The sequence below is a fragment of the Fictibacillus nanhaiensis genome (assembly GCF_049537595.1).
GTDB lineage: Bacteria > Bacillota > Bacilli > Bacillales > Fictibacillaceae > Fictibacillus > Fictibacillus nanhaiensis_F.
On sequence record NZ_JBMULM010000001.1, the window covers coordinates 1,787,776 to 1,805,625 of the forward strand.

General features: G+C 38.4%; 18 protein-coding genes and 1 tRNA gene. 2 read left to right on the forward strand and 17 right to left on the reverse strand.

The window, feature by feature from the left end; all coding sequences use genetic code 11:
* The 4 genes from phnE to selB are packed head-to-tail and all read right to left on the reverse strand — an operon-like array spanning position 1 to position 4,573.
* Positions 1-759: a phosphonate ABC transporter, permease protein PhnE gene (phnE, locus tag ACOZ9X_RS09010; protein ID WP_423417893.1), complete on the reverse strand. Its 759-nt coding sequence runs from the start codon at positions 757-759 to the stop codon at positions 1-3.
* A 9-nt stretch (positions 760-768) separates the two neighbouring features.
* Positions 769-1,662: a phosphate/phosphite/phosphonate ABC transporter substrate-binding protein gene (gene phnD, locus ACOZ9X_RS09015; protein ID WP_423418257.1), complete on the reverse strand. Its 894-nt coding sequence runs from the start codon at positions 1,660-1,662 to the stop codon at positions 769-771.
* 19 nt (positions 1,663-1,681) lie between these two features.
* Complete coding sequence (locus ACOZ9X_RS09020) at positions 1,682-2,680, reverse strand: glycosyltransferase (RefSeq protein WP_423417894.1); 999 nt, start codon at positions 2,678-2,680, stop codon at positions 1,682-1,684.
* Positions 2,681-4,573, reverse strand: a complete 1,893-nt coding sequence (gene selB, locus ACOZ9X_RS09025; RefSeq protein ID WP_423417895.1) for a selenocysteine-specific translation elongation factor — start codon at positions 4,571-4,573, stop codon at positions 2,681-2,683.
* 401 nt (positions 4,574-4,974) lie between these two features.
* Between selB and ACOZ9X_RS09030 the strand changes: the two genes are divergently transcribed.
* Both ACOZ9X_RS09030 and ACOZ9X_RS09035 read left to right on the forward strand, forming a co-directional pair.
* Positions 4,975-5,071: transfer RNA gene (locus ACOZ9X_RS09030), tRNA-Sec, on the forward strand.
* A gap of 28 nt (positions 5,072-5,099) precedes the next feature.
* On the forward strand, positions 5,100-5,525 hold the full coding sequence (locus ACOZ9X_RS09035; protein ID WP_423417896.1) for a DUF2621 domain-containing protein: 426 nt from the start codon (positions 5,100-5,102) through the stop codon (positions 5,523-5,525).
* Positions 5,526-5,574: 49 nt separating this feature from the next.
* Here ACOZ9X_RS09035 and ACOZ9X_RS09040 read toward each other — a convergent pair whose 3' ends face one another.
* The 13 genes from ACOZ9X_RS09040 to ACOZ9X_RS09100 form a co-directional block, all read right to left on the reverse strand.
* Positions 5,575-6,039 (reverse strand): CcdC family protein, encoded by a 465-nt coding sequence (locus ACOZ9X_RS09040; protein WP_423417897.1) that lies wholly within the window; start codon positions 6,037-6,039, stop codon positions 5,575-5,577.
* A gap of 2 nt (positions 6,040-6,041) precedes the next feature.
* Positions 6,042-6,500, reverse strand: a complete 459-nt coding sequence (locus ACOZ9X_RS09045; protein WP_423418258.1) for a Na(+)/H(+) antiporter subunit B — start codon at positions 6,498-6,500, stop codon at positions 6,042-6,044.
* 24 nt (positions 6,501-6,524) lie between these two features.
* The gene (locus ACOZ9X_RS09050; protein ID WP_423417898.1) at positions 6,525-7,235 is read right to left on the reverse strand and encodes a cytochrome c biogenesis CcdA family protein; all 711 of its coding nucleotides are present in this window, start codon (positions 7,233-7,235) and stop codon (positions 6,525-6,527) included.
* A 105-nt stretch (positions 7,236-7,340) separates the two neighbouring features.
* Positions 7,341-8,186 carry a M15 family metallopeptidase gene (locus tag ACOZ9X_RS09055; protein WP_423417899.1) on the reverse strand — a complete coding sequence of 282 codons (846 nt, stop codon included), beginning with the start codon at positions 8,184-8,186 and terminating at the stop codon, positions 7,341-7,343.
* A 439-nt stretch (positions 8,187-8,625) separates the two neighbouring features.
* The gene (locus ACOZ9X_RS09060; protein ID WP_423417900.1) at positions 8,626-10,428 is read right to left on the reverse strand and encodes an ABC transporter ATP-binding protein; all 1,803 of its coding nucleotides are present in this window, start codon (positions 10,426-10,428) and stop codon (positions 8,626-8,628) included.
* Entirely contained in the window at positions 10,425-12,176 is a 1,752-nt protein-coding gene (locus ACOZ9X_RS09065) for an ABC transporter transmembrane domain-containing protein (RefSeq protein WP_423417901.1), read from the reverse strand. Before ACOZ9X_RS09065 ends, ACOZ9X_RS09060 begins: the two co-directional genes overlap by 4 nt.
* A gap of 133 nt (positions 12,177-12,309) precedes the next feature.
* Positions 12,310-13,356 (reverse strand): tRNA 2-selenouridine(34) synthase MnmH, encoded by a 1,047-nt coding sequence (gene mnmH, locus ACOZ9X_RS09070; RefSeq protein WP_423417902.1) that lies wholly within the window; start codon positions 13,354-13,356, stop codon positions 12,310-12,312.
* 96 nt (positions 13,357-13,452) lie between these two features.
* Positions 13,453-13,671 (reverse strand): YneF family protein, encoded by a 219-nt coding sequence (locus ACOZ9X_RS09075; protein WP_066241071.1) that lies wholly within the window; start codon positions 13,669-13,671, stop codon positions 13,453-13,455.
* A gap of 77 nt (positions 13,672-13,748) precedes the next feature.
* Entirely contained in the window at positions 13,749-14,189 is a 441-nt protein-coding gene (gene sirA / locus ACOZ9X_RS09080) for a sporulation inhibitor of replication protein SirA (RefSeq protein WP_423417903.1), read from the reverse strand.
* 148 nt (positions 14,190-14,337) lie between these two features.
* Positions 14,338-16,341 (reverse strand): transketolase, encoded by a 2,004-nt coding sequence (tkt, locus tag ACOZ9X_RS09085; protein ID WP_423417904.1) that lies wholly within the window; start codon positions 16,339-16,341, stop codon positions 14,338-14,340.
* Positions 16,342-16,514: 173 nt separating this feature from the next.
* Positions 16,515-16,799, reverse strand: coding sequence for a HesB/YadR/YfhF family protein (locus tag ACOZ9X_RS09090; protein ID WP_423417905.1), 285 nt, complete (start codon positions 16,797-16,799; stop codon positions 16,515-16,517).
* Between the two features lie 104 nt (positions 16,800-16,903).
* Positions 16,904-17,143, reverse strand: a complete 240-nt coding sequence (locus ACOZ9X_RS09095) for a DUF896 domain-containing protein (protein WP_423417906.1) — start codon at positions 17,141-17,143, stop codon at positions 16,904-16,906.
* Positions 17,144-17,203: 60 nt separating this feature from the next.
* Positions 17,204-17,848: a YneB family resolvase-like protein gene (locus tag ACOZ9X_RS09100; protein ID WP_423417907.1), complete on the reverse strand. Its 645-nt coding sequence runs from the start codon at positions 17,846-17,848 to the stop codon at positions 17,204-17,206.
* Positions 17,849-17,850: the final 2 nt, after the last annotated feature.

Sequence of the window (17,850 nt, forward strand, 5' to 3'; positions counted from 1 at the left end):
CTAAATTACCTTTTCCCGAATTTTGCTGCCAATATAATCCACCATGATAACCATGATCATGATGAGTAGTACGTCAACCGAGACGAGTTGATACTGAAACGTTTTAAAATGAATAAACAATTGTTGACCGATTCCCCCTCCACCAATCAAACCTAAGATGAGCGAAGTTCGAATAGCGACCTCAAATCGGTAGAAAAATTGAGAAAGGACATTCGGCCATATTTGTGGTAATACTGCAAAAAGATTCCCGATCCATTTCCTTGCCCCTACTGCCAGCATCGCTTCCATCGGACCCTTATCAGCCGACTCAATAAGCTCTGATATCAGCTTTCCTAATACTCCGATGTTATGAAATATGATGGCGATAACGGCAGGAAATGGGCCAAGTCCAAGCGTTGTTAATAGAATTAAACCGAAAACAAATTCAGGTACTGATCGTAAAAAGCTAAGCAAGAAGCGAGTCACAAAATAGACAAAGCGGTTTTTACTCGTATTTCGAGCCGCCATAAAGCTTAAAGGAAGTGCGATAATCAGACCGAATAAACTCCCCAAAAATGCAATAGCAATCGTTAACAAACTTTCTTGAAACAGAAACGGCAAACTTTCTGTGTTCATCGGAAACCATTTCGACAGAAAGTCACCCATATTCTGAAAATCTCTAAACTTCGAAAGATCAAACTCTGTAAACTTCATGCTTCCTATTACAAGTATAGTTAAGCATAATAGAATTAAAAACTGACTCCTCTTAAACCAAACCATGGTTCCCCTCTATTCCTGAATGGTACCCTCTTTGATTGCTGCTTTTCGGATACTCTCGTAATCCTTGTTGTCTGCTTTCGTAAACCCTGTTGCACCAAAGGCATCTAGAATCTCTTTATCTTTTATATCTAAAAAGATCTGCTGAAGTTTCTTCATCGTTTTCTCATCTGTACTTTCAGATACAGCCCATGGATATTGGAACAACTTCTCTGACTTCCAGATCACTTTAAACTGATCTCCGTCAATCGCCCCTTCTTCGATCAATTTATCATAGATAGCGCTGTCGATCGCACCAACATCTACTTGTTTGTTTTGAACAGCAAGCGCGGTCGCATCATGTGAACCGGTAAACCTAACATTATTAAAATCACTATCAGATTCACTTCTATAGATGCCTTCATCTTTTAATTTGATACTAGGAATCAATGATCCTGAAGTTGAGGATGGGTCACCAAAAGCAAACTTAACATTCTTAACATCAGATGCCATATCCTCAAAACTTTCATACTTGCTGTCTTTATGCGTGATTAAATAAGAATAGTAGAACGGTTCGCCTTTGATCAGTTGTGTTACGATTGCTTTCGCTCCACTCTCTTCATGAGCGACAACGTATGTAAGAGGCCCAAAATAAGCCATGTCGATCTTATCATAGTTCATCGCTTCAACTACACCGTTGTAATCCGGATAAGATGTGATCTTAACTTCACGGTCCATTTTCTCACTAAGCACATTCTGAAGCTTATCAAGCGCACCCTTCATCTCACCTTCAGTTTGTGCTGGGATTACCCCAATCGTAAAGACCTCATCTTTATTTGATTTTGAATTTTTCTTATCTTCATTATTCGTTCCGCAAGCTGATAAGAATAGCATCATAGTCAGCAACAATAAACTAATTTTTTTCATCATACTCTCTCCTTTATTCTTAATAACCTTTATATAATTCCATATAAGAGTCTATCTCTTTCTTTATAGTGTGGTTCTCTTTTATGGTTTGATACCCATGGTCACTTAGTTGTTTATACGTTTTATTATCAGAAATCACTTTTTTTATAGAGTGATAAAATTCTTCTTGAGATTGAAACAGCAATCCGTTCTTTCCGTGCTGTATGATGCTAGCATTCCCAACGTTATCCCTAGCAATAACAGGCTTTTTCAAACTCATCGCTTCTAATAGTGCTGTCGGCTGCCCTTCTGAGATCGATGTATTCAGAACAACATCTCCCCATTCATACAGCTTCTTCATTTGACCGAGTTCTACTTCGGGCAGATAATGCAGCCAATCATACTTTTTCTCCGCCTTCTTCACTCGTTCGAGCTCTTCCTCATCTAAGTTTGCTCCTACGAGTAAAAAGCAGAGTTCAGTAAAATCTTCAGACAGCTTAATTAAACTTTCTAAAGCAAAAAGAACATCTTTAACCGGGCGAATTCCAGCTGGCAATAACAATTTTGGGTAGCCGTCCGGTAGAGTCAATGTTTGGAGCGTATGGTCTGTGGTAGGTAAATAAATACTTTGGGGTATCACATGTACAGATTTATCACTTAGTCCATAATCTTTTATTAGCATTCGTTTAGCTTGTTGAGTAAAAACAGTAATAGCTTTTGCTTCACGCAACATAGGAAGATATCTTTCTTCGTCTTCTATTAAAGAGTGGTTGAGATCTGTTCCTCCAGAAGTAACGATATAAGGTTTATCCAACGTAACCTCATTTTTTTCAGCCCATTGAACGAATCTAGAAAAATGAAGGATGTGATACATTTCCGCTTTCTCCATCCATTCAAGAAGAGTAGGATTAACACTTAATTCTTCATATGGAAATAAAGAAAACTCAACTTTCTTAGACAATCCATGTTCTAACCGTTTGGCCGTAGTAGAATTACCACGGTTTTGTTTATAATATGGTGTAAAAAAAACAACTCTCAATTATTGCACCCATTTTCTAACATTAGATTCTCGCATCGTATACCCTAAAGAATCCATACATTCCAAGATCGGTATTAAAAACTTTCTTGATGTATGAAGAACCGCCTTAGCATCCTGCACCGAGAAGGCTGAATCCGTATTATCTCTTAAGTGTTCAACTGCTGAATCAAATGCCTTTTTACTCAACATCACTTCATCAAATAGCGTGACTACTTCATTAGTCTTAATCAAAAAATATTTAAACTCATGATAAAGAGATTCAGGAAGTTGTTGAGCGTTATAGATGTTCTCTAGGTCATCTGGTTCAAGCTGTGCTTCTTCCAAGTTGGTTAGAACATTCGCCATCCTTTTTGCCCATTTTTCTGGATAATGTGGTTTAAAATGTGATAAATGAACAAAATGGTCCGTGGTCGAAACGGTTGAATCTGTTACCCATTTTTCAAGTAGCATGTTAACTATCTTCGGATTTACTTCGCTTTGGAATGATTGAACAATTTCTGCCTTTGGAATACCTTGTCTTAAACTATGCTCACTATGGAAGTTTTGAAGTTTGTTCATGATGCTAGATTTAATATGCTGTACCGTAGAATGAGAAACCAAATAATCCTGCATTTGTTCAACAGAACCCTCACTTAATAGTTCGTCCAACGTGTGTTGAAGAATTTCCTCATCCATTCCACTAGATCTCTTAAGTTCTAACTCTGTCATCGATCCTGCTTTATTAAGCAACTGTAAGACACGGTCACCAGGAGTTCCTTTATGTTTACTTTTCAATCGTTCGATGGTCTCCGCTCCAAATCTATAAACAGATCCGTTCGGGTCGATAACTTCTCCTCCGCCTATTGTTTCCTCAGGAGTTGGTCTTCTTAAAATGAAACGATCACCTCGTTTTGTTACGACCTCTTGATCTAATCGAACTTGACAATATATTTGATCTTCATTGACATCAAGCTCATTCCGGTCAAACAGGACGAGTTTACCCATCACTTCAGACGTACCACTATAAAACTTCACAAGCGAGCGCTGTTTCAACTTTCCTTGCCAACCTTCACCCGTTGATAACACGAGATCGATAGTGTCCGTGGTCGAGTAGACATTCGGTTCTACTAAAACATGACCTCTTTTCCAATCTGCTCTAGAGCCTCCTGAAAGGTTTAGCGCTGCTCTTTGTCCCGCTCTAGCTGAATGAACATCTTGTTTATGCACTTGCAGTTTTCGAATCTTCACTTTATCGTTCCCAGGCTGAACAAGAAGTTCATCACCTTCCTGTACCTCACCTTCATAGACCGTACCTCTTACAACAGTACCTTGTCCTTTAACGGTAAAGATGTGGTCGATCGGCATGCGAAATGAGCCTTGTGAAGATTTAACAGGCGTGTCTCTTAAGAGGTTAATGATTTCATCTTTCAATTTCTCTATTCCTGCAGAAGAAATACTGTCTACAAAATGTATTGAAAAATGTTCGAAAACCGATGAGTTTGTAAGTTCCAAAATGTCTTCTTCAACTAACATCCTCATCTCTTCATCAATCATATCTGACTTTGTAACCACGATTATTCCCTTCTCAATGCCTAAGTAGGAAAGAATTTCAAAGTGTTCTCTCGTTTGAGGCATCACACCTTCATCTCCCGCGATCACAAGGAGCACTAGATCGATTCCCGCTACACCAGCGATCATCTGACGAATCAGCTTTTCATGACCCGGTACATCTACGATAGAGGTATGCAGATCTTTTGTTAACGGAAAAGGCGCAAACCCTGGTTCGATCGTGATCTTGCGGGCTTTTTCTTCCTTGAGTGTATCTGTATCGATACCACTCAAAGCTTTTGTGAGCGTCGTTTTTCCGTGATCAATGTGTCCAGCCATTCCAATCGTATAATATTTTATCGTCATATGTTTAACCACCTATATGTACATACTCTTCTACACTTTATGAAAAGGAGATGTAAAAAACAAGGATAACGCATTATTCAATGTTGAAAAATAGCGAAGTTTGCGTGCTTAATATTATTTCCCAGAACGTCATAAACGGATGTATATTTATTCACACCTGTATACCCACAGGTTATCCACAGAACAAGTTATTCACACTTGTCCACAGGACAAACTGTTATAGTGTAGAAAATCATCTGTTATAGTTTCAAGCTGTTATAGTTGAGTTTCCTCCCTGTTACAGTCGCGCTGCACCACAATTCGACAAAACTGTTCTCCCCTATCATATGGAATAAGTCACAAACCTTGTCCTACTGAGGTAAAATGCTGTATAATGCAATAGCGAGCTAGAGATTTTACTTGGGGCCAGATGTGTAGCTGGTGCTTGCCTAGGTCTTCAAAACCTTTTGGGAGGCGCGTGCCGTCTCCGGTGGGTTCGATTCCCACATGGTCCCGCCAAAAAATTTATACATATGAGGTGGACGCATTGTCTGGATGGTTCATCACTTTTATCGTGTTATGGTCCGTTTTTTTATTTACCATGTTTGCAATCGGCGGATATTTTATGTTCCGCAAATTCTTAAAACGATTACCTAAAGAAGATGGAAAATCAATTTTAGATTGGCAAGAACATTACATTAACCAAACTATTCATCTATGGACAGATGATCAGAAGAAACTTTTAAACGAATTAGTAGCCCCGGTACCTGAACTCTTCAGAGACGTAGCGAAAGAAAAGATCGCTGGTAAGATCGGCGAGCTAGCATTGCAAGAAAATGCAAGTTCAATGTCACAAGACTTAATCATTCGCGGCTATATTATCGCTACACCAAAAAGAGATCACAAGTGGTTGATCAAGACACTAAAAAAGAAAAACATCGACATCAAACCTTATTATTCTTTACTCGCATAAAGAACCCCTGAATCATTTAGATTCAGGGGTTTTCTTTTGTTATTGAAGTTTACATTGCGATCTCATTTTTCTTTTTATTGAACAAAACGAGCATGGCAAGTCGCCATGGCAGAATCATTCCAAACGCAACGATAAAGAATAACGAACTTGTTTCAAAGATCGATATCGTTGAACCAATATACCACTTTAGAGCTAAGCGGATGGCGAACAATCCGATAATGATAAAGATAAAAGCTTTCGACCGAACTAAGTATACATGATCACCTTTAATCTCGAACTTGCTTGTCATGATAAGAAATATGGAGAACATGACACCCACTAAGAATGCCTCCCCCGCTTCCGTCCAGGTGATGTGAAAAGCAGGAATCACGAACTGAAGAAAGCCTGTACTCATAGCCAATGGAGGGATGATGATCTTTTTGGTCGTCACCGGTTCTCTTGTTTCTTTCATTCGGAAATTAAAAACAATCACTGCCATGATGATGGCAAAGCATGTACTCGCAATAAAAAACACGGTTAGTTCCCTTCCCCTACTTCTTTCTCGATCTTATCTTCTGCAATTGAGAGGATAATGGTCATCGTCACACCGATTACAGTCAAATATACACCTAAGTCAAAAAGCATCGCTGTAGCAAGTTCTGTTTTCCCTAACAACGGGAGTTGAAAATATCCAAAACTGTGACTCAAAAATGGAACACCCAAAACAAAGGAACCTGCACCGGTCAGTATGGCGATCAATAAACCAGCTGCGATCATGTGCGTAAAGTTAATGGGCAAGATTCTATGTACAGGTTGTAATCCGTAGGAAACATAGAGAAGAAGAAATGCTCCTGCTCCCATCAATCCTCCAATAAATCCTCCTCCAGGAGCATTATGTCCTGAAAAAAGCATGTTGATTGAAAAAGCTAGAATAACAAAAACAATAATATTTGTTGTTGTTTTTAAGATAAGGTCATTCGATCGTGAATGCATGATGTATATCCCCTTTCCAGTTTACTCTTAAAAACCTTTAAATCCTCCAAACACACGGTTTGTTAGAAACGATGTTAATTGAATCAGCCAATCAAAGTATAGCAAGATTCCCATGATGACCATAAGAGTTCCGCCTACTACCATAAACTGACGATTGAACTTTTTTATTACCTTTAGTTTATCCAAAAAGAAGCTTAAAACAAAGAAAGGAACAGCAAATCCTAAAACATAAGCGACCATATACGTCATAGATGCTGCTGGATTCGATACTCCAAGCGCAATAACACCTGCTAGAATCGGACCCATACAAGGTGTCCAACCTGCTGCAAAACCAATGCCGATCAATACGGAACCCAGATATCCAGTAGGACGAGATTGAAACCTGACTTTCTTATCCTTCATCAAAAATGTTGGAGATATGAATCCTATTACAACTAGTCCGAAAAAGATAATTACAATAGCCCCGATTTGTCTTAACAAAGTTTGATATTGTACGAATAGATCACCGATTATCGTAGTAGATAGACCAAGGAAAAGAAAGATGATCGAAAAACCTATTAAAAAAAATGTAGTATGTAAAAGCGCCGTTTTTCTAAGCATGGCATTTTCTTCTTTAAGTTCCTGAACAGATATCCCCGTTATGTAAGATAGAAAAGCAGGATACAACGGCAAACAGCAAGGTGAAATAAAGGAGAGCAAGCCAGCTCCAAAAGCAAGCAGAATATTAAGATCGGTCATTTTTTTAGTAAGCTCCTTTTTACAGTTCTCTCTCTATCTTAAAGGGAATATCCATTTTGTTCAAACATAAAGAAAGACAGCTTTAAAAAAAGCTGTCAGATATTTTTATGGTTTCTGTAAATACTCTTCAAGGGTAATTCCTTGCTCGTGAATTTTTTTAGCATGCTCTACACCAACATAACGTAGATGCCAAGGTTCATATTGATATCCCGTAATCTCTTCTTTTCCTTTAAGATATCTGATGATGAATCCATACTTATGTGCATTTTCAGCGAGCCATTTTCCTTCTTTTGTCTCACCGAATGCTTCTACAAGTTCAAAATTTACTTCTTGAGAAGTAACGTCCATAGACAATCCCGTCTGATGCTCACTCTGACCGGGTCTGGAACTCGTTTTGTTAGCTACTTCTTCTCCTTTTTGCTCCGCGTTAAAGGCAAATATGGAAACTTGTGTATCGTATGAGCGATAACCTGATTGAGCTAGCAGCTCCAGGCCATCTTTTTGGGCTGCCTTAAACAATACTTCTAAAGAAAGCGCAGCTTCTTTTCTAAGTTTTTTCTTAGGCAGATCCTCTTTAAACGGGAACGGAACATTAGGTGTAACTAAATCTTTCGGTTCATAATCACCTGGCAGGTTTCTTTCCTTGTTTGCAACTATTAAAAGATCGTCTAAATTCTGTACGACCGCTTTTCCGTCACCGGATGCTGTTACCGTTTCTTCTAGCCAAGGCAGATCAGTCTTCGCTGAAGGTTGTTCATCAGGAGTTTCATTTTTGTTTTTATCATTGGGTTTTGGTGAAGTCTGCTCGTTCGAAATCTGTTTTTCGTTCTCTTCAGAGCTCTCTTCCTTAAAGGCTGCATTCCATTTTTTTTCTGCCCAATCAACTGGCTTACATGCTGAAAGGACAACCATGCTGCCGATCAACATTGATGGTAATACATATTTCTTCAAAGCATTCTCATCCTTTTATTCAGTTTGTCTGTATGTGTATGCTATCTTATAATAAAATAATTTGCAAATAAGTCAATCCTTAAAACACATGTTCATATTTTCGAAAGATTATAGTAAAAAATAGGGACATTTTTGAATGGAGAAATAAAAGTTTTTTCGCAGACCTTACATGAAAAACTCTGGTTTTTCTCTAGTGCTCATTTTACGGTACGTGTTTTTATATTTATTACGCGTTCACCGGTTAATTGGTTGTTTTCACCTGTAATCGCTTTGTTTTCACCTATAAAACGGTTAGGAGCACTGTTAAAACGCGCATAACCACCTGAGATTACACTTCGCGATCACCTGAAGGCTATACTTATGCAGTACAAAACAGCATTAAAAAAGACAGCTCTGTATGAAGATGAGCTGTCTTTTCGTACAGGTATCATTTTATTAATTAACCTACATCGTTCATAGAATCTTTTCCATGTTGTAAAAGGAACATCTTATGATACAACCCTCGCTGTCTTAATAGTTCTTGATGAGTGCCTCTTTCGACAATTTCACCTTTATGCAACACGAGAATGAGTTCGGCGTCTTGTATCGTAGATAATCGATGTGCGATAGCAATGGTCGTTCTGCCGCTGCGCATTTTATGAAGAGCTTCTTGAATCTCTTCCTCTGTCTCTGTATCAATGTTTGCCGTCGCTTCGTCGAGTATTAATATTTTCGGGGAAAAAGCCATCGTGCGTGCAAAAGAGATCAGCTGTCTTTGTCCACTTGAAAAAGTGGCTCCTCTTTCTCCTAATTCTGTTTGATACCCCTCTGGTAACCTCTCAATAAAGGGGGCAGCTTGAACAAACCTAGCCGCATTCACTACATCCTCATCTGTGATCGTCTGATCGTACAATCTTACGTTCTGCATAATATCACCTACAAATAAGAAAGGATCTTGCAGAACGAGCCCCATCTTAGTTCTCAACTCTTTGTTTTCAAAGTTGGATAAAGGAACGTCATCGATCAAAATCTTACCTTTATTCACTTCATAAAAACGCATGAGCAGATTGATGATCGAGCTCTTACCACTTCCGGTATGACCGACGAGGGCTACTGTTTGACCAGGCTCTGCAGTGAAAGTGATATCTTTTAGAACTTCCTGTTCTCCATCATAAGAAAAGGAAACGTCTTTAAATTGAATCTTTCCTCTTGAAATCGAAGGCGTCTCATCCCCTTTTTTAATAGGAGCAAATTCTTCTTCATCCATGACTGTAAATACTCGTCCTGCAGAAACGATCGCTTGCTGAAAGATAGAAAGGCGCATCATCATCATGTTAACCGGTTCAAAAAAGCGATCTAGATAATTGATAAAAGCATAGATCACACCGATCTCAACGGGTGAATGAAAAGATTTAATGCCAAAAAAGGATAGAATCATCAACAATGCAAGCATATAGACAAGATCAACGGCAGGTCTTAGCAACAAACCATTGTATTTTATATTTCTGATCTGTGCGTCATTATGCTCTTGATTAATTTTTGCAAACTCTTTTCTTAGCCTCTTCTGCTGATTGAACACTTGGACGATTGACATCCCTTGAAGAGATTCGTTCAATTTAGCGTTCAACTGGCTAAGTTTCTCTCTCATGTCATAAAACGACCTTGAACTGTATTTACGGTATAACCACATGATCAAAACGATGAACGGCAGAATTCCTAAACAGAATAAGGCAAGTTTCACATTCAAATAGAACATGAAGCCAAAGATTCCAAATAAAAATACAATATTTTGAACAAACGTTGAAAGTACACTTACATAAAGATCTTTCACCGCTTCTGTATCGTTCGTAATTCTTGATACTAAACTTCCAACTGGTGTACGATCAAAGAATTTTAACCCTAGTGAATGTACCTTTGAAAACACTTGAATCCGAAGCGTTTGAATGATATCTAGAGCAACCGATTGAAACAGAACAAATTGTATGTAATTTACGACCGCTGAGATTACGATTAATCCAATATATCCAGAAGCAAGGATCACTAAAGCTCTTTGATCGAAATTTCGCGGTGTGACAAAATCGTCGATGAACGTTTTAACGAGAATAGGACCCGTAAGTTCAGCTGCAGTCGCAACTAGTAATAGAATGAAAGCGAACGCTAAACGCTTCTTGTGTGGTTTTGTATAAGACATGAGTCTTTTGAAAACAGACCACTGCTTCATTTGCTGCAATTCATCGAGCGTTGGTTCTTTTTCGGTACTCATTTGATGACACCCCCTTGCGAGATGAGCGTTTCCAACGCTTGTTTCTCATATGTTTCTTTGTACCATCCATCCTCGTTCAATAAACTGAGATGAGTACCGCGTTGTACGATCGTTCCGTTCTCCAAAACGATGATCAGATCACAATGCGCGATCGATGATAGGCGATGCGCAGTAATGATTGTCGTTTGATTCTGGCGTTTACGCTTCAGTTGCTGAAGGATGGATTCTTCTGTTTTTGCATCAACAGCAGATAGGGAGTCGTCTAGAATTAAAATTTCTGGGTTTTTAATCAATGCTCTTGCAATAGAGATCCTTTGTTTTTGTCCCCCTGAAAGTGTAACGCCCCTCTCCCCCACAACTGTTTCATAACCGTATTTGAACTGCGATATATCTTTATGAATAGAGGCCAGTTCTGCTGCTTCTTTTATTTTTATAAAAGGTGATTCAACTTTAGAGAACGCTATATTTTCCGCAATAGTTGCCGAAAATAAAAAATGGTCTTGAGGTACATAGCCGATCGAATTTCGTAAAGCATGCAATTTATAATTACAGATATCGTGATCATTAATAATAATGTCGTCTGATCTTAATTGAAATTCACGCAGCAATAGCTTGCATAGCGTGGTTTTGCCGCTGCCTGTTTTTCCGACGACACCAAGTGTCTGACCGCGTTTTAAAGTAAAATGTATATCACTCAAAACAGGAGTATCCGTAGTGTAAGAAAATTGATTTAATTGAAATGAAATATCACCACTAGGACTGTTTTCAATTGAACCACTGTCTTCAATCTCTTCTTTTACCGCAAGAAGTGACTCTACACGATCATAAGAAGCTCTTCCTCGCTCTACGATATTAAACAGCCAGCCAAATGCAAGCATCGGCCATATGAGTAATCCGAGGTAGCTCGTAAATGAAACCAGTTCTCCTATTGTGAGTTCGTTATGCGTTACAAGAATCGAGCCATAACCAACTGCTAAGAAAAAGGAAAAACCAATGATCAGGGAAATCGTAGGATCGAACAAAGAATCAATACGTGCTACAGCCATGTTCTTTTTAACGGCATCTTGGGATAGTTTTGAAAAGCTGTCGATATCATCTCTTTCTTGACCAAAAGCTTTGATTACCCTCGTTCCAGAGATGCTTTCTTGCACCTTATCGTTTAGTGTTGAGAATGCTTCTTGTGCACTATGAAACCTTTTATGCAGCATCGTGCCATACTTGTTTGTTGCCCAAGCCATGATGGGTAGAGGTAGAAGACTGACAAGTGTCAGTTTCCAACTGATCGTAGTAGCCATTGCGATCAACGTGAAGCCGCCCATCATCAAGGAATCCACTAAAGTCAAAACACCATCGCCTGCGGTCTGTTGAATGGCTTGCAGATCATTTGTAGAATGAGCCATCAAGTCTCCTACACGTCTTTTATGGTAGAATTCTTGTGATTTTTTTGTGAAATGTTCGTAAAGCCTATTTCTTAGTAACATCGCCAATTTAACGGCTGAACCGAATATCAAGATTCTCCAGATATAACGAAGAACATAGATGCCAATCGCAATACCGATTAATACAGCAGCATATCTCCATAATATCTCTTCGGTTATCGTACCTTCCTTAATATGATCAACAATGAGCCCGACCACTTTTGGAGGTACTAACAACCCTAATGAGACGAATGCCAGCATCACGATTCCGCCCAAATATCGCCACTTTTCTTGTTTAAAATACCACATCAATTGCAGAAAAACCCTCAACGCCCGTTCCCCCTTGTTTGCATATCAAAACAATTATAGTTTACCAATATATGAAAATTCAGAAAAGGAAAAAGTTTCACTAAAAAAGACCCTAGAATAATGGGTCTTATATTGAAACATGGTAACCGTTTGGTTAGTTTAATAAATGGTCTATTTGATTTTTTACTTCGGAATACATCTCTTGATAGGATCGACTACTCAGTTTGATACACTCACTATCGTATTTTTGCTCGGCGTAATCATATTTTGGATCATAATAGTTTTCTAGTAAGAGGGATACCACTTTTTCGTAATCTAACGCCCTTAAGTTCTCTTGAATATCTGTCATGACCGATGGTGGTAATCTCCTTGAAAGCTTATGGATTGCTTCCACAATCTCATCTTTATGCAGAAGTGGCTCGTACACATTACAAATATATTGGACTCGCAGATGAAAAGGTAACTCCACATGAATTCGAACACCACTATATTTACCTTCTAAAAGAAAATCAGGCACGATTGCTCTTCCTATCCGTTTACTCTCTGATTCAATAATAAATGACGAAGAGTTCTCGATTTCTTTTAACCGTTCGTATAGGCTTGATTCAAATTTCTTTTGAGAAGAAGGGTGTTCTCCAATATTCCCAAAAATTGAACCTTTATGTCCTGCCATCTCTTCCAAGTTTAATACGGGATATCCTTCTTCTTGAAGTTCTTTTAATAGTTTCGTCTTCATCGTACCCGTGTGACCTTCGAGTACGATTATGCTCCTAGGTTCGGCAACTATCTTCTTAAAAGTAGCTTCAATTTTCTTTCGATAGGACCGGATGCCACCATCTAACTGTAGAGTATCCATACCCATCATATTCATCGTTTGAGCAATACTTTGCGAACGAAATCCACCTCGTGCACAATAGATGACCACCTGTTTTTCTGGATGTTCTTTACTTTTCGTATGAATCTCTTTATATATCGACGGAAGTTTTGGTGCGACTACTTGAAGTCCACGATCCATCGCAGCTTCTTTGCTATCCTGTTTGTAGAGCGTACCGATCTCTGCTCTTTCCTCATTTGAAAAGATACTTACATTAAAAGCATTAGGAATATGGTATTCCTCAAATTCTTTAGGAGACCTGACATCAAAAAGCAAATAATGATCTTCATTTATCTCATCTATAGAAATCGTTTTAACATTGTTCACTGCTATCATCCCTTTATTGATGCAAATGGTATCGTGGCTATTATAGAGTAGAACGAAAACAAGCACCCGATTCTATATCAGGGTGCTTGTCCAACATTACTTCATCTGTTTGTTCATAGCCTGCATCATTTGATTGATTTTCTTTTGCGAAGGCTTTTGACCCATCTGCATCATCATCACACGCAACATATTTTCATTAATCGGTGGATTTTTTTGTAAATAACTCATCATATACTTGCGGGCAATAAAAAATCCGATCGCAACACCTGCAATCAGTGAGAGTGCACACACAAGGATTATCATACCAGTACCCATTGTTAAAACTTCCTCCTTCATGTTGTCTAGAACTAGTTTACTACAAGTTTACCTACACATACAAGATTGAAAGAGAATTAAGTGGCGTAGACCATATTCAATTTAAACGGTGAGAGCCAGCCAAATTTCCTTTCGCTATAGTCCATCGCAAGAAAATAAGGTTCATATTGGCGTAACCCCTCAAATATAACCGTTTCTGCTTCAAAGTTGCCGATGCTATAAAGATGGATATATTGATCAGTGAGTTCAATCCTCACAATACTATCTTTACAAGTTAATGAATAGGTTTCTCCTTCCAAACGCCATTCATGTTTATCTTTTAAATGATTCCAGAAGTGTTTTTCTAACTGAGAAACAGATAATAGAGAGGTTATGTAGCTGATTTGCTTTTGTAAGATGGTTTTTGAAATACCATTTGAGCGCTGTTCTTCGAAAAACAACTGAAAAAGCTTATTTTCCTTGCCATAGTAGGAATGAGCAACTTCTTTTGTGATTAGATAAATATAAAATTCTCTCATGAACAAGCTCCTCTCAGATACTTTTCTAAAAGTATATACAATATACGGAAAAAAGCTTGTCTAAAAAGGTGCGCAAAATATAACTATTTTTGTCGAATCAGTAAGAAAAGGAGGCTTCCTCGTGGAAACCCCCTTTTTTTGAATAAGATTATTTATTTAACATATCTTTAACACGCTTTACGATGTTCTCTGGAGTAAATCCAAATTCTTTTTGGATAACTTCTCCAGGTGCAGATGCACCAAACGTATCAATTGTTAACGTGTCTCCTTCTAGACCGACATATTTATGCCAACCAAGTGAAGCTCCCATCTCAATCGCTAAACGCTTCGTAATGTGTTTAGGAAGTACAGACTCTTTGTAGTCATTATCTTGCTTATCAAAACTTTCCCAAGATGGCATAGAAACGACAGAAGCAGAAATTCCTTCTTTTTGAAGCAATTCTTGTGCAGCAACTGCAATACTCACTTCAGATCCAGCAGAAAGAAGTAGTACATCCGCATCTGATTCAGCTGGTGAAACTACATAAGCTCCACGCTTAACACCTTCATATGCCTTCTCTTTTGTGTTCTTTAAGATCGGCAAGTCATGACGGCTTAGTACCAATGCCGTTGGTTGGTTCTTGCTCTCAAGCGCTAACTTCCAAGCTGCATTCGACTCATAACCATCAGCTGGACGGATCAGATTAAGATTAGGCATCGCACGAAGAGAAGCAAGTTGCTCAACTGGTTCATGTGTAGGTCCATCTTCTCCTACCATCACACTATCATGTGTTAATACATACGTAACAGGGAGTCCCATTAGAGCAGATAAACGAATTGCAGGTCTTACGTAATCAGAGAACACGAAGAATGTCCCACCAAATACATTTAGACCACCATGCAGTGCCATTCCGTTTAAAGCAGCTCCCATAGCGAACTCACGAACACCAAACCAGATGTTTCGTCCGCTATAATCGTTACGGCTGAAGTTGTTTTCCCCTTCGATAAGCGTCTTATTAGAACCTGCTAAGTCAGCAGATCCACCAAATAAGGATGGTACACTCTTAGCTAGAGCATTGATCGCCTTACCTGAAGAAGAACGAGTAGCAATCGCTTTATCATAGTCTGGAAGATCTTTATCCCAATTCTCTGGAAGATTCCCTTGGATCGCATCTTGAAGTTCTTGAGCTAATTCTGGATAAGCTTCTGAATAAGCCTTGAACTGCTTATTCCACTCTTCCTCTTTTGCTTGTCCTTCGCTCTTCAGTTGTTCAAAATGTGAATGAACTTCATCAGGAACATGGAAATCTTGCTCAAACGTCCATTTGTATGCTTCTTTTGTTAATAAGATCTCATCTTTACCTAGTGGCGCGCCATGAGAAGCAGATTTTCCTGATTTATTAGGTGACCCATGTCCAATCACAGTCTTCACTTCGATAAGTGTTGGCTTGTTAAGTTCTTCACGTGCTTCTGAAAGTGCTTTTTCGATCTCATCAAGATTTGTTCCATCTTCAACATAAATTACTTGCCAGCCATATGCCTCAAATCTTTGTTTTACACTTTCAGAGAATGAGTGATGAAGGTCGCCATCCAATGAGATGTCATTTGAATCGTAAAGAACGATCATTCTACCTAGTGCAAGATGACCTGCAAGTGAAGCAGCCTCAGCAGATACACCCTCCATAAGATCCCCATCACCACAGATAGAATAGGTATAGTGATCGATCACTTCATGTCCATCACGGTTATATTTCGCAGCTAGATGACGTTCAGCCATAGCCATACCTACTGCCATTGCAATTCCTTGACCTAGTGGGCCAGTTGTTGCTTCAACACCAACGGTATGACCGAATTCAGGGTGACCAGGAGTCTTACTGCCCCATTGTCTGAAATTCTTCAGATCATCAATTGATAAGCCATAACCGCTTAAATGAAGCAAGCTATATAACAACATGGATCCATGCCCTGCTGATAAAACAAAACGGTCACGGTTAAACCATTCAGGGTTTGCAGGATTGTGGTTCATGAATTTTGACCATAAGCTATATGCCATGGGGGCAGCACCCATCGGCATACCTGGATGTCCTGAGTTCGCTTTTTCTATGCTGTCGATAGAAAGTGTTCTTATCGTATTAATTGCTAATTCATCAATAGTTCGTGACAAAAAAATCATCCCTTCATATGTACTAAACAGTTTTGACTTTCATAATAAACGTTCAAGTGCAATTAGACAAGACAAACACATTATTAGCTATAGTTATTTTACCATCTACTCATAAAAACATACAAAAACCGCCTGTTTTTCTACAACATTTTGGTTGTATTAGAACAGGCGGTTATATTTGATTATGCTAGCCCTGGTAAGTGACATGAAAAGTGATCCGTATTTTCATCATAATCAAGTTTCATATTCTCCACGAACCATCTTTCTTCATTTTTAACAAAAAAACGAAGACCTTCGACCTCTTGAATGTAATCGTTCTCTTCAGGCACGGCAGGCGTCACACCTAGTGAAAAACCTCCCGAATCACCACTTCCTGCATATTTAACGAAAAGTCTTAAAGCCTCTGACGCTTCTAAAGTAATGTCTTTATAAAGGTTTGCAGCTGCACTTGTAATTGAAAAAGTCAAAATATTCTCCCCTTTCAAAGTTGTTATATAACAGTATATACTAATATGTATAGAATGCAACAGAAAAAAATGCCTATTTACAGTTGAGTAAATAGGCATTTTTATTAATGTTTAAGGTTTTTCTTATTATCTTTACTTCTCTTTAATTTTTCAGGTGTTACATCATCACCGTTCGGATCAACAAAAGTCATTCCATGCAGATCTTGAACAAAAGATTTACGGAAAACTTGCAAATATTCTTCTCGCAGTTTTTTTTGTTCCGTTTTTTCTGCTGATGTTAGAACAGATTGTTTGGATTTTCTAGACAATTCATTTATACGTTGCATTTTATCTTTAGATAACATAGTAAAAACTCCTTTTTCAAGCATTCTTCACTCTATCCTACAGCAGAATGAAAGGAATTTCTAGTTATCTGTATTTTCCACATGTTCTTTGTATCTTCTATGTACGGTTGCTTTAGATACATCAAAGCCCAATCCTCTAAGTGTTAACGCAATGTCATGAAAGGTAAGCTTCATTTTCTTCAAACGTACGATCTCAGATATAGGAACTTCTTTTTTGTCTCTGCCTCCACCGGTTTGATTCTTTAGATTCTTCTGAGGTTTATATCCTTCTTTAACAGCTTTTCTCATTCCACGCTTGATCTTCATATTATGAAGTTTTCGTTGATATTCTTCTACAGTAGACACAATATCAAGCACCATTTCATCCGCTTCTGTTAACGTGTATTCTCCATTATTAGAAAGGGTATATACTTTAATGTTGTATTTGATCAACTGATGAAGTATTGCCATCTTAGCTTTTCCTCTGCCTAAACGGGTATCATCTTGTACAAGCAAGCACTGAAACTCACCATCCCTTGCAAGATCTAATATATTTAACAATTCTTCTCGGTCTAAAGAGAATCCACTTGCCTTCTCACGATAACAGTTCACCACTTCAAATTGAAATTGTAGTGCTAACTTCTTAAGTTCCGCTTCTTGTCTTTCTAATGAAGTCATTTGTTCATCTTTATCTGTACTAACTCTGGAGTAAATGATTGCTTTCATTG